At 48.8% G+C, this 12189-nt stretch carries 10 protein-coding genes; all 10 read right to left on the bottom strand.

Features of this window, described 5'->3' with window-relative positions; translation table 11 throughout:
• Window positions 1–18: 18 nt before the first annotated feature.
• Window positions 19–990: a phosphotransferase enzyme family protein gene (locus PJDR2_RS15615; protein WP_015844678.1), complete on the bottom strand. Its 972-nt coding sequence runs from the start codon at window positions 988–990 to the stop codon at window positions 19–21.
• A 17-nt stretch (window positions 991–1007) separates the two neighbouring features.
• Window positions 1008–1484, bottom strand: coding sequence for a GNAT family N-acetyltransferase (locus tag PJDR2_RS15610; RefSeq protein ID WP_015844677.1), 477 nt, complete (start codon window positions 1482–1484; stop codon window positions 1008–1010).
• A gap of 398 nt (window positions 1485–1882) precedes the next feature.
• Window positions 1883–2344, bottom strand: coding sequence for a DIP1984 family protein (locus PJDR2_RS15605; protein WP_015844676.1), 462 nt, complete (start codon window positions 2342–2344; stop codon window positions 1883–1885).
• Window positions 2345–2516: 172 nt separating this feature from the next.
• Window positions 2517–2846 carry a hypothetical protein gene (locus PJDR2_RS15600; RefSeq protein ID WP_015844675.1) on the bottom strand — a complete coding sequence of 110 codons (330 nt, stop codon included), beginning with the start codon at window positions 2844–2846 and terminating at the stop codon, window positions 2517–2519.
• Between the two features lie 2 nt (window positions 2847–2848).
• Complete coding sequence (locus PJDR2_RS15595) at window positions 2849–4993, bottom strand: PrsW family glutamic-type intramembrane protease (protein ID WP_150106495.1); 2145 nt, start codon at window positions 4991–4993, stop codon at window positions 2849–2851.
• Window positions 4994–5126: 133 nt separating this feature from the next.
• The gene (locus PJDR2_RS15590) at window positions 5127–5561 is read right to left on the bottom strand and encodes a DUF6843 domain-containing protein (protein ID WP_015844673.1); all 435 of its coding nucleotides are present in this window, start codon (window positions 5559–5561) and stop codon (window positions 5127–5129) included.
• A 150-nt stretch (window positions 5562–5711) separates the two neighbouring features.
• Window positions 5712–8516, bottom strand: a complete 2805-nt coding sequence (locus tag PJDR2_RS15585) for a sugar-binding domain-containing protein (RefSeq protein WP_015844672.1) — start codon at window positions 8514–8516, stop codon at window positions 5712–5714.
• A 190-nt stretch (window positions 8517–8706) separates the two neighbouring features.
• Window positions 8707–10635 (bottom strand): PAS domain S-box protein, encoded by a 1929-nt coding sequence (locus PJDR2_RS15580; protein WP_015844671.1) that lies wholly within the window; start codon window positions 10633–10635, stop codon window positions 8707–8709.
• A gap of 85 nt (window positions 10636–10720) precedes the next feature.
• Complete coding sequence (locus tag PJDR2_RS15575) at window positions 10721–10996, bottom strand: hypothetical protein (RefSeq protein ID WP_015844670.1); 276 nt, start codon at window positions 10994–10996, stop codon at window positions 10721–10723.
• Window positions 10993–12177, bottom strand: coding sequence for a DUF4062 domain-containing protein (locus PJDR2_RS15570; RefSeq protein ID WP_015844669.1), 1185 nt, complete (start codon window positions 12175–12177; stop codon window positions 10993–10995). The genes PJDR2_RS15575 and PJDR2_RS15570 overlap by 4 nt, the downstream gene beginning before the upstream one ends.
• Between the last annotated feature and the right edge of the window lie 12 nt (window positions 12178–12189).

Genomic DNA, 12189 nt, shown 5'->3' with positions numbered 1-12189 from the left:
CCATCAGTAATCTTCATTTTAGATCGTGTAGAACACTCTTTGACCGCTTAGCAACGGCAGACAGATATGATTAATTAGCCCGGAAATATGATCTTCAATCCAACTTAACTTATCGGGCTGGCTTAATACAAAGGTGTAGTAGCCAACGATCGCAAGAAACATAAAAGCTTCTAGCTGAGCGAGATCCATGCTTCCTGTCACGCAGCTGCCGTAGCCGGCGAGAAAGGCATCCCTATGCTTGCTCTCAACGAGTAAAGCGCCCATTGCGAGATCCATCGCATAATACCCGTATCCCGACAAACCAAAATCAATCATTGAAATTCCTTTGGGAGAACGTATCAAGTTGCTGTAGTTGATATCCGCATGAATGAACCCCCAGGTTTCAGTGGTTGATTCCCATGAAGTCATCCATTCAATCATCATCCCCATCGTCCGTTCGAGAATTTGATAATCTTTGCCGGAGAGAATCCCGTACTCTTCTCCGCGCCGCAATTTATAGATCATGGAATGAATCCATTCCGTTCCATATTCCGGCCGGATACAAGCCGGTCCCTTCTCATAGCTTTGCGAGAATTGATGGAGCTTCGCGATTCGAGTACCCAGGGTACGGGCTTCTTCCTCGCAGTTCATATCTTGCTTTGACAAGACATCGCCAACAATCCATTCCAAGACGGTACAGGGGCGCTCTTCTTGGCCGATCCGTATCATAGAGACCAGTTCCCCATCACTATTGGCAACAGGAGTCTGAACAGGCAGTTCGGAATGAGCAGACCAAGCCAGCAGAAAATCCAATTCAGAGCGGATTGCTTCCGGTGTGGTCTGGACCCCTTCCATATTGCGGGCGATCGGCTTGTGCATTCTCAGCAAATAACTTTCACTCTTATTCGTGATCTTGTAAGTCATATTCTCGTTATGACGGATGAACTCAATCGCCGGTTCTTCAAACGAGTAGGCTCGCAAAGCCTCTTCCAGATACCTCTTGTCATCCATGAGAGCTTCCTCCTCCTTTAGAGCCGTAAAACGGTTATCTCCTCGTCATGAAGGACCTCTTCGCTGTCGCGAAAGCCAAAGCTTTCATAAAGCTTCCTGGCTGGCGTATTTTCCTTTTTATACGGAATCCAGCAATAACGGGCTGGTCCTGCCGGGAAGGTGCGGATAAACGCCAATATTTTCGCCATGGCTTCCCTTCCGTACCCTTTGTTTTGATGCTTCGCGTCGATCATCAGACGCAAGATGCAATAGCTGTCTTCCGCAAATGACGGAAGATCGTAGCTGGTTATTTTATACGTAATCATGACGAATCCCACAGGCTGCTCATCCGCATAAATAGCAAACGGAAACGGAGCTCCCCCATTGGTAGCAAGTACATAACAAGAAGCTACGCTTGAGAGATTCGAAGCAACATAACGTTTTTGATCACCGGATACCTCCAGATTAAAGATGTCACGACGGTTATCCAACGTAATTTTTTGAAGCGTAATCATGCAGGGCTTCCTCCCTTTCATTTATTGCGGCCGCTTTAATACGATACAATTAATGCCAAAAAAGTAATAGACTTATGTTGAAAAATTATGTATTGTATTATGTATCCATGGCATTTTTAGGTGATCTCATAAAACAAAAAAAGAGACAGTCGGCATCCGCCGACTGTCTTTCTTGTTCTTCTAATTAAGCCCCCGAACCCACCCTCACCGAGCTCATACATCAGTACATGGTAGTTACAATTAAAAAAATACGGCCTAGTTGCGTGCTTACGCGCACTCTTGTTACAATATCGGGCTAAATCATGAAGTTTTGCAGGCATGGCCCAGCACCTGCATCGGAGGTCCAACTACCCGTTGGCGGGTTGCACTCGCCTGTATGATTTCGGTTACCGACTTGATTAGTTTTCGAGTAAATCCGTGCTCCAATTTTTCTCTTGAATTTTAAAGTCCAATTCCCTGTATTTCCTCGACAGATCGTCAACCTCACTCTGGAGCTCGGTAATCTCAACCGTCGTATAATACTTTACTTCTTGCCTCGAATAGCGTTCCTGCCGAATGGAAGCCGTACTGAGCAGTTCATTTAGAATATTGCGATGCTGCATGATGCGATCGCGTTCGGCCAATGCTTCTGCCAATGTTGTGTTTGCATCAAAAGCGCTTAAAGAGTTAGTCTTATTGATCTTCTTCACCCAGACAGCTAGCTCTTCGAGCGTCTTCTTCAGCTCGTTCAGCAGCTCCGCAGGTGATTCCGCAGGACTCTCGCCTTCTTGAACCTTTATGACTCTTTCCAATCGTTGCTTAATCTGCGCCACTTTCCGCTGGCAGTCCGCCCGCAGGACAAGCGCTTCCGCTAATCTCATCGCTTACCTCCTCTATGAAAATGACAATTAATAGTACTATAACAATAATTTCATCTATTTTCCAATCTAATTCTACAACAATCAACTTTTCAGAGCCCGTCTATCAATGATTTCCCGTTCGTGATCCGTGTCCGGTTATCCTTCAGAAAATCCATAACTTCTCCCTCTCGCATTAACCGATATGCACAACCGTGTCTCCTCGTCGAAAAGCACTTGGCAGTCCCGTTTCGAGCAGCTTCAGTCTCCGCAGCATATGCTCCTGTGCTTCTCCGTCCATTCTGGCGGTCACCCATTCCTTCAGTTTACCGATCTCCTCCAGGATGAGGGGAACATCTTCATGCTCCACATCCGTTCCGCCTTGGAATAACGGCGTCCATTGAAGCCCCAGTTCCTCGGTTGCAGGCTCCCAGTACTGCTTATAGAATGCTTCCGTAGCAACCGGCAGCATAAATGCACGTTCGAACTCATCTTCAGGATCGAGTATAAATGCGCTGATCGACATGTCTATTTCACTCCAAATCTGATTGAGAATGTGTAATCGGGAAACTCCTGACGCAGCCGGTTCAAGCTGTTTTCCGCGGCGGCGCGCAGCTCCGGCGAGTCTCCGTCAAGCTGAAACTGAAAGCGGCGAATGCTTTTAATATCTTCCAGGTTGGGAATATCGGATGTCCCGTCCGGCGTCGTACGCGTGCCTACCGCTTTTTGCATCAAATTGTTAATTCGGGTTTTTGTCTTTTGGTAGAGCTGTTTATCCGTGAACTGCTGCGGCGTCTGCTGCGGTCTGCCGGTTTTGGGATGAATGCGGTTCAAGCCTTCGGCTGATTTGGCTTCATAGAAAATACCGTTCTCAACGTCGATGCCGTCAAACTCGCCCAAAGCTCCGTTGCGGCTGTCATACAGCTCAACGCCTTTGTATTTGGCCTTGCTCCAGTGAACATAATCTTCACCTTCCGGGCTCTTGGAAGGCTCCTTCTCCTCCGGTTTGCCGCTATCGCTTTTCTCTTTCGGCCCGTCAACGTCCGGCTGTTTACGCGGGATGTCCGGTTCAGCCTTACCCTTACGCTTTAGCAGCTTCTCGAGCCATTTCTGAAGACGCTCGCCGCCTTTTTTGGCCAATCGCCCAAACGGCACGCGGCTGAGAGCCAGCGCAAGCAGCGTAGCAGCGGCATTCTCGGGAGTAAGCAGCCGCTTCGGATCTCGAATGTCCTTCGCTATTTCATGACCGCTGGCAGGAATACTAATCGCGGTAAAGGCAAAGCCAAGCGCCGGCCAGAAGCCAACAAACAGCAGAGCTAGAGAAAAAGCTCCTAGCAGAATAGCTCCTTTTTCTCTAAAGCTGAGACGGTCCCACCAATTCTGAAGCGAGTCGAACATACAGGAGAAGCATGCAGAGGGTTCAACCTGCATATGTCCCTGCCAATAAACAGTAAAACCTGCCAGAATACCCGCGCCTAACAATAGCAAGGCAAGTCCTGCCGCCACCCGGTAATGGTGCTGCATCCTTGCGCGCAATTCCTCTTGAACGGATACCGCTTCGTCATTCCCATACAGCAACGAAAAGCCCATCTCCCGCCGTTCCCTCGCCAAAGCTATGACAGTGGAGAAACTTTCCCTCTTTAGGAAAAAAGCTCCCCACATTTGAATGATCTCGCTAAGGGGGTCAAGGAACCGTTCGCGTGCCAGCATCGGGAGCTGACTTCTTACGCGGTTAAGCGCGATGTAATCCAGAATAATGCCCAATAACAGCATCAGCAGAAAAGTATTTTTCGTATGATAGCCGCTGCCGGTCCACTTGCTTACCGTCATGAACCATTCCGGCAAAGAATTTTGCCCGTTATAGGCGGCGTGGTCCAGAATGGACCACGCCAGCAGCATCGCGGGCAGAGTAAAAATCCAATGGGTCAGCCGTTTGCGGTATCGTACCGCAAGCCCCAGCCCTAATGCAACCATTGCCGTATGTACAGGATGACTGACGGTCATGATGGTCGGAAAAATGCTTTCCTCGAATCGGCCGGGGAACAACGTCCAGATATCCCAGTGGATGGTCTCGCCGCCTAACATCGTTGTGCTGTACCCGTATGTCCTTCCGATGATCCCGGAATTTAGCCATCTTCGGCTTAGTTCCTCCATCAATTGAAAGCCTACTCCTGATGCTGCTCCAGCTAGGATGTAATCGCTCAGACTCATCGCGGATGCCCGCCGCGAGAACAATAAATACAAGCCTAGAGGAAGCAGCTTCCATATCTCCTCCACAATGGGAGTAATAACCGCTTGAGACCAGGTATCCGATGTCCGGCCTCCGACCAGACCATGCACGCCCATCAATGTCCAGGCCGTAACCGGGATAACGAGGAAAATTCCAAGCAGCATAAACAGGGCCGTCTTCTTCCACGTAAAGGTCTTGCTGCGGCATAACAGCCAGAACTGCAGCATGACGTAAAATGACCATAAATACTGAACCAGCATCGTACGCGAATCGCGATACAGGAATAATCCCGCGATAAACAGCAGCAGCGATATCCAGCACCAGACCGCATAGACCGTTGTCAGCCAGGCATATCTTTTAGGTATTTCCCGGATGAATTGGTATACCGCTTCCGCATAATCTCTAACCACGCTTCGGATCCGCCATATCGTATCCGTATCCATCCCTCCTTACCCGGCCTTCCCCAAGAAAGCCGGCTGATCCTCTTTCCAAATCATACTCGATAATCCGGTCCATGAATCATGAATAAGAAGAGATTAATAAAAACTGGACTTTATTCCCAATTTTAAAGTATCGCTACCGGGGTTGCCTGCCCCACACCATGTAATCCTCTCCGCATTTCGTCCGGGTTATGGATAGATCCGTATGTCTAGAACCGATTTCGGAAGACCCATTACCTTTGACACACACGCAAAGCTTATCAACCGGAGTACAATCTCCGGCTGCGTTCACATAGAAATAGAGATCTGTCACTATTCCGTATTCCATTTCGGCCTTGGAGGTATTATAGATTCCGTCTTCCCCAACCGGGATAACATCATATTCCCCTTCCTTCAGTAGTGCCGGTGCGCCTTGAACGTTGTAATTAACTCGAATATCGCCTTCATACCCTTCAGGGATTAAGTAAATATCGTTCGTAGCAGAAGTTGAATAGGGGTGGATTACAATGAAACCTAACGTCCATAACACGGCAACAAGCCCAAACAGGGCTGTGATTACATTTCTGCTCATCGTCTGCTCATTCCTTTCTCCTGCATCTAATTAAAATATTAATCCTTATGTCCTTGCTCTATCAGTTCTAACATTCTTAGAACCTGCCAGCACAAATACGCCTGCCTCGGCATAACCGAAGCAGGCGTATTTGTATGTTTATTATTCTTTTTAACGCAGCAGCTCGCGCAGTCTGGACAACTCGAGGCTTGCTGACGGCTTAAAGTCTTCGGAGTTCGCGTAATGGTACAGGCTGTTCAGGAACTGGCGTCCCTCCAGCGTTTGTCCAGCCAGCTCGGCATCCACGGCGCAGACAAGCAGGCTTCCCGCTCCAACCTTGCATTCGAACGCCATTCCAAGCTTATGGTTGCGCTCGAAGTTATCGATCGTTTGAACCATTGGCTGCAATGTCCGGTCCGTGCCATCCAAAATGATGGAGCGGGAGTTTTCCACAATCTGACGCCACGGCTCCGTGGAATGCATCTCGGACGGGAACAGCTTAAACAGCGGATGCTCTTGATCGATAAGCAATCCCATTGTGCCAACCGGCACCGGCTTGTTCATGCTTTCCGAGATAGAACGGAACATCGGGTAACACCAGAAGTCCACGCAATAAGTTCCTTCAATGGCATTCACCAGTTGCTCCGGATTAGGCATGATGACAACGCGTTCACCCTTCTCAAGCAGGGCGGCAGCTTCTGCGGTCAGCCCGTTGAACAGGTTTAATCCGCTCTTGTCGGCTTTAATTCCGTCCGGGTAAATCCACAGATCATAAGATTTCCGAATGTCGGTGCCGGCAATGCGCAGCTGGAAAGATACCTTCGTCATCGTCCGTACATCTGGCATGCTGAACGAGACTTGGCCAATGTCCACATAGTCGCCTGAAGCATTTGCCGAAGCGATTGCTTCCCCGCTTGCCAGTTGAGTTTCCCCTGCGGCCAGCGCCCATTCCAGCTTGAACCCTGCAAGCGGTTCAGGCCTCAGGTAACGGAGCTGAATCGAAGCTTCGAAGGATTCCTTTGCTTTGTAATTGTACTTCGCAAACCGTGCCAGAAGCACCGCATCCGAACAGAAGGTCCGCCATTCCTCAGGCGATACAAGCCCCTTGGAATCCATAAACGCATCCAGCACTCCAACAAGCGCGGTTCCTTGCCCGCTGAAATCCTGAAGGTCCAGAAGCTGGAAGCCAGCCAGCTGCTTTGTACGGAACGCGGCTTCCAGTTCTTCTTTATAGCTGTCGACAGCAAGCTGGCCGGAGGCAGAATGGTATTTTTCCGCGAGATGGTCCAATCCCTTCTCTTCCAGCCGCCGCTTGAATACCTCAAAGTTACGTGCTTTGAGAGGACCTGTATATTTGCCAATCTCGTTAAAGTCTGGATACGTTTGGTATTGTCCAATTTCATGGGAGACGACCGGAATATGCGACACGAATTCACTATCGGCAGCATCTGCTTCAACGGTTTTCGTTTCCGTTCCGTATTGAATCTGGATGGTGCCGCCTTGTTCTGCGGCTTTCCCCGTATTCCCCTTGTCTGCTTGCGGCAGGATCGCATCATCATAATCGGACAACGTGCCTTCCGGTCCAAGCTGTATATGTCCTTGCGGAGCATCGCACATCGCGTAAGATCCCCGGATCAGACGATCGCGCGAGAAGCGCACGCCGCAATAGAAATCTTCATGCTCCAGAATGACGGGGACAAACTGAAAATTATTGGATCCTTGCGTATACAACGGTCGGTTATCAAACGCCTTGTAATTTTTCAAAATTTCGTCAATGCGTTCCTTGCTGCCCCACAGCTCATTGCCTAGCGACATCATGACAAAGGAAGGATGATTGCCGAACGCCTTCAGCATCCGGTAGCCTTCTTCGATCAGGTACTGCTGTTCTTCCGCATTATGATTGTCGTATGTCTCGTCCGTTACGGTGCCCCAGAACGGCAGCTCAGGCTCCATGTAAATACCGAGCAAATCCGCGGCTTCAAAAGCCGCTTCAGGCGGACAGGCGGTGTGGAACCGATAATGGTTAATTCCGTAAGACTTTGCGGTATTAAGCACCTGCAGCCATTCCTCTACCGTTGTTGGAGCAAAGCCGGTCAACGGGAAAATCAAACCGTCATGCTTGCCCCGCAAGAATGTTTTTGCGCCGTTAATCGTAAAGGAGCTGCCCTCTGCTCGGAATGACCGCAAGCCAAAGGTTGACTCATGCACATCCGTTGTACCGTCATTCTGCAATAATCCGAGCTTCAGGTTATACAAATTCGGGGACCATTCGCTCCAGAGGAGCGCTTCTTCCCCAAGCGGATAACTAAGCTCGAAATCTCCGCCAGAGACGTCGTAAACTTTAGCTTCAACTTCATGCCGGCTAGTTCCGTTTGCGCTTACCGCCGAGACGCTGACCCTCCCTGCTGCTGCTCCCACCAGCGTGGCCTTAACGGTTAGCGACCGATCCTGAACATTCGGATATGTCCGAACATCCACCAGGAATGCCGCACCGTAAAACTGCAGTTCCATGCGTCCCGTTATCCCGTTCCAGTTGGTCTGCGTGTCCCGCGACGTCATATGCCCGCCTTTGGTCGGATAGCTCGTATTATCCACCCGGACCGTAATCGTATGGCTGCCCTCCGTCAGCGGCTTCACTAATTCATACTGATGCGGCGCGCTTAAGCTGTTCTGAGTCCCCAGCTCCTCCCCGTCGATCCAGACCGTTGTTACACGCGTGCGCTCGAGGTACAGCTTAACGCTGGCTATAGCAAGACTTTCCGGAATATCGAATTTGCGGGAGTACCAAGCCCAGCCCTCAAACGCATACTCATCGGTGAGGCAATCCACATTTACGCTTTGATTGCGCTTTCCTTTTCTTGCATACGAGGTTGTTCCGGGTAACGCAATGGTATCGTTAAAGGGCTCCTGCAAACCTGTTTTCTCTTCGTCCAGTTGAAGCTCCCAAATGCCTTCCAAGTTGATTTTTGCAATCATCGTTACACATCCTCCATACCTATCTGTTCGAATGCGACAACTATAGCACAACCAGTCTGCCCAAAATACCGCACAAATTAGTAACGTTTTCATTGCAGATTTACATAAGCGTTACGCACAACAATGCTCTCTCACCTAAAAGAAGCAGCAAAAAACCGCGCTCCTGCGCGGCTTATTATTTACTATAGAGTTAACTCGTTATTTTCCTTCGCTTACCTTCTAAGCATTTCTGAATCACGGTAAGAACAGCCGAGCTGTGCAGGGGCTTGCTGATATATTCGTTCATACCCGCACTCATATACCGCTCCCGGTCGCCAACCAGCGCGTTTGCCGTGACGGCAACGATGTAAGGCAGATTACCCGGTTCAATGGTCTTGCGTAGAATTTTCGATGCTTCCATTCCATTCATAACCGGCATCTGTATATCCATAAATACAATATCGTATTTCTTCCTGCGAACCTCTTCCACAACTTCGGCACCGTTGGATACCGCTTTTGGACGATAGCCAAGCTTTTCCAGCATACGGATCAACACCAGACGGTTAACCTCGTTATCTTCCGCGATCAGAATGGAGAGTTCCTCCTCCGGCTGCGGCGCTTTTTCCGTAATGGATTCATGTACTGGAATTGACGTCAGCAGCTCGGCTTGGATCAAAATATGGAACCGGAATATCGTTCCTCCGCCAGGATTGGGCTCGCAGTAAATCTGGCCGTCCATTAATTGAACCAGCTTACGCGTAATGGCAAGTCCTAGACCGGTTCCGCCCTCCTGCCTCACCATAAAATGATCCGCTTGATAGAACGGCTCAAACAAATAAGGCACTTTGTCCTCCGGAACTCCTATCCCCGTATCCTTTACGGCAAAATGAAGTCTGACATTCGCGCCTTCGGCCTCGGCTTTGTCTATGGAGACGCCGATAGAACCTCTTGGCGTAAATTTGATGGCATTGCCGATCAAGTTCAGCATAATCTGACGGATCTTGAGTGAATCGCCAATAATATTTTGCGGAATTCCCGGACTGATGCATACCTTGAACTCCAGATTTTTCTCCATTGCCTTGGGCATTAAGGTATCAAAGGTTTCCGCAATTGCCGTATTTAGATTAAAAGGCTCCTCCGTCAATTCCGCATTGCCGGATTCCACTTTAGAGAAATCGAGAATATCGTTAATAATGCCAAGCAGCGTTTCCCCGCTCTTACGTATAATTGTTACGTATTCCTTCTGCTCTTCATCCAGCGGCGTATCAAGAAGCAAATCGGTCATACCGATTACCCCGTTCATCGGAGTGCGGATTTCGTGGCTCATCATTGCCATAAATTCGCTCTTCACCTCATTTGTACGCACGGCCGTTTCTTTTTCGATCAGCAGCTTTTTCTGTTCCGTAATGTCTTTGATCAGCAAATAGAAGCCGATGCTTCGATTATTTACGATAATAGGCGCGATCGTAACCAGAACTTCTACATAAGAACCGTCTACATGCAGGACATCGTTAATGGAGCTTTCAATTTCGGTATACGGTTCATTATCGGCCAGTATGCGCGCCAGCTTGTCTTCCCCAATAACGCTGGCAATGCTTGTCCCGATTAATTCCGATACCAGCCGCCCGGTCAACTTCTCCGCCATCACGTTTCCGCCGATAATCTTGCCCTGCAGGTCGAAGGATATGATCGTATCGTGATTGTATTTCTTAAGTGACGTATATCGCTCTACCGATTCCTGCAGCTTCTGCTCGCTCATCTTGGTTGCGGTAATATCAACGATTTGGGCGATATAATACCAAGGCTGCCCGTCCGAACCGTCTCTAACTAAGGAGATGTGCAGGGACACCCATACGATAGCGCCGTCTTTCAGCAGATATCTTTTTTCCAGATTTAAGGTCGGGATTTTTCCTTCCAACAGCTGCTTGAACTTTCTGCTCAGGTTCTCGCGTCTGGATGAGAAAATCAGCTCGGCCGGATCAAGCGTCATCAGCTCCGACCTTTTATGTCCGAGGATCTGGCATGCAGCCGGATTAACGTCAATCCACCTTCGGTCGAGTGAGATCAATGCGATTCCAATCGGAGCATAGTTAAAAACATGCGCGAACATGTTCTGTTGATTAAAATTCACTTCTTCCACGGTAAGCCGCCTCCTTGTTCAGAATGTTATTACCCGATATTTACACAAAAGACCCGCTAGCTGCGGGTCCTAGTTAAATTTTCTATTATGCCTCCGATACGAGGATTGAGCTCTTTAAGGATTGGTTAAGTTCTTTCATCCGCTGCAGCTTGTTGCGGGAAGTGTACGTGTCTGTACGATTCGTATCGACAAACAAAACGGAATCCTTAGGCAGCTCAGGCAATTTGCGTCCCGTTAAGCCAATCGTAATCCCCTTGTTGACGATTACGACCTTGGTTGCAGGGTTAAAATCAGGATGAATCGAATATTTGGGATGGTCCGTGTTCTGAACCCGTCGCATCTTAATTTTGTTCAAGCTCATTTCTGCAACCCCCTTAATGCGGAATGGATGAAATCAAAAATCATAACGTTGGAAGATGCCATCAGTATACCATTTTTTATATCATCCGTGTAGTCCACGTACATATTTTGGTTCCATTTTGTTTCTTCGGGAAAATGATAAGAGATCACGTACTCTCCCAGCTTATACAACAGGTAAAACGTACGTTTGGCCTCCGTATAGAACAATACCGGCTCTCCTTCGTCTCTTGTGTTGTATGTAAAAGATACGTAAGAGTTAGGGTCGCTCACATGAAACGAATAGCCGCCGGCCGTATCCCCTGCCGCCTCAATGCAGGACAATACGTCATTGTTGTGCCGAAACAGACAGATCGCCGCACAGTTTCGAAGCTTGCCAAGCGTAAGGTCATGGATACGGAGCTGCTTGATCTCCGCCCCTTTGATAGTGCCTTGAAGACGTGCCAATAACAGCCTTAGCTGTGACAGCTCCCGGATTATCAGATGGTCCTTAACAACCTTCTGAACAAATTCGGAGAACTCCACTAACGCCGCAAGGGTATCTATACTTTCCATGTATTCCGCTTTTTTTGGAAAGTAAGAAGCCCCTTCTCTTAGAATATCGCTAAGTACAGGCTTCCAATCGATACCTACCCCAATCGGCATATCTAGCAGATAGTTGCCATGTCTGTCGATAATGTCATAGAGCATGACCCAAATATACAGATCGATTTCGTATTTGCTCGGAATTTCGGAGGGCTGAGCTTCCGCGGTCAGCTCGAGATGATCCATTAGCTCGCGATTGGACGGCTCTCTGCGATGACTTTGCTTGTATCGCTCAATAAAGTTATACATAGCCCGGCGAACGGACATAAAATATTTCTTCGTTACGGTAGGCTCCGCATAGAGAAACAATGTTTTTCCTGCGTTAAGAGCCGTCAAGAATTCCCGATGTGTGACCGTGTAGCCCGTGTCGGTCATGCTGCCGCCTTTATTATAGAGAAACAGGCAAAAAATATCGGATTCCCTGACCTTGTTCAAACAGTGCTCTACCCCGCTTACATCCATCGGCCAAGGCCCGAATGTTCGCTCATACATCTCCGGCTGATGGCCCAGCAAGGTAAATTCCTCGAATGTCCGGTTTCTTAGCGGCGTCAATGCATCCTGAGCAACGGAGCTGATAAATAGCTTTGTAAGATTTGGCATCAGTTCATGGGC

It is taken from the genome of Paenibacillus sp. JDR-2 (genome assembly GCF_000023585.1).
In the GTDB taxonomy this organism is placed as follows: Bacteria; Bacillota; Bacilli; order Paenibacillales; family Paenibacillaceae; genus Pristimantibacillus.
The sequence above is the reverse complement of the archived record's forward strand: the minus strand, read 5'-3'. Positions and strand labels throughout refer to the sequence as shown.

Coding starts and splice junctions, on each gene's coding strand:
- PJDR2_RS15615 (WP_015844678.1), bottom strand. CDS start 990: ATGGATGACAAGAGGTATCTGGAAGAGGCTTTGCGAGCCTACTCGTTT.
- PJDR2_RS15610 (WP_015844677.1), bottom strand. CDS start 1,484: ATGATTACGCTTCAAAAAATTACGTTGGATAACCGTCGTGACATCTTT.
- PJDR2_RS15605 (WP_015844676.1), bottom strand. CDS start 2,344: ATGAGATTAGCGGAAGCGCTTGTCCTGCGGGCGGACTGCCAGCGGAAA.
- PJDR2_RS15600 (WP_015844675.1), bottom strand. CDS start 2,846: ATGTCGATCAGCGCATTTATACTCGATCCTGAAGATGAGTTCGAACGT.
- PJDR2_RS15595 (WP_150106495.1), bottom strand. CDS start 4,993: ATGGATACGGATACGATATGGCGGATCCGAAGCGTGGTTAGAGATTAT.
- PJDR2_RS15590 (WP_015844673.1), bottom strand. CDS start 5,561: ATGAGCAGAAATGTAATCACAGCCCTGTTTGGGCTTGTTGCCGTGTTA.
- PJDR2_RS15585 (WP_015844672.1), bottom strand. CDS start 8,516: ATGATTGCAAAAATCAACTTGGAAGGCATTTGGGAGCTTCAACTGGAC.
- PJDR2_RS15575 (WP_015844670.1), bottom strand. CDS start 10,996: ATGAGCTTGAACAAAATTAAGATGCGACGGGTTCAGAACACGGACCAT.
- PJDR2_RS15570 (WP_015844669.1), bottom strand. CDS start 12,177: ATGCCAAATCTTACAAAGCTATTTATCAGCTCCGTTGCTCAGGATGCA.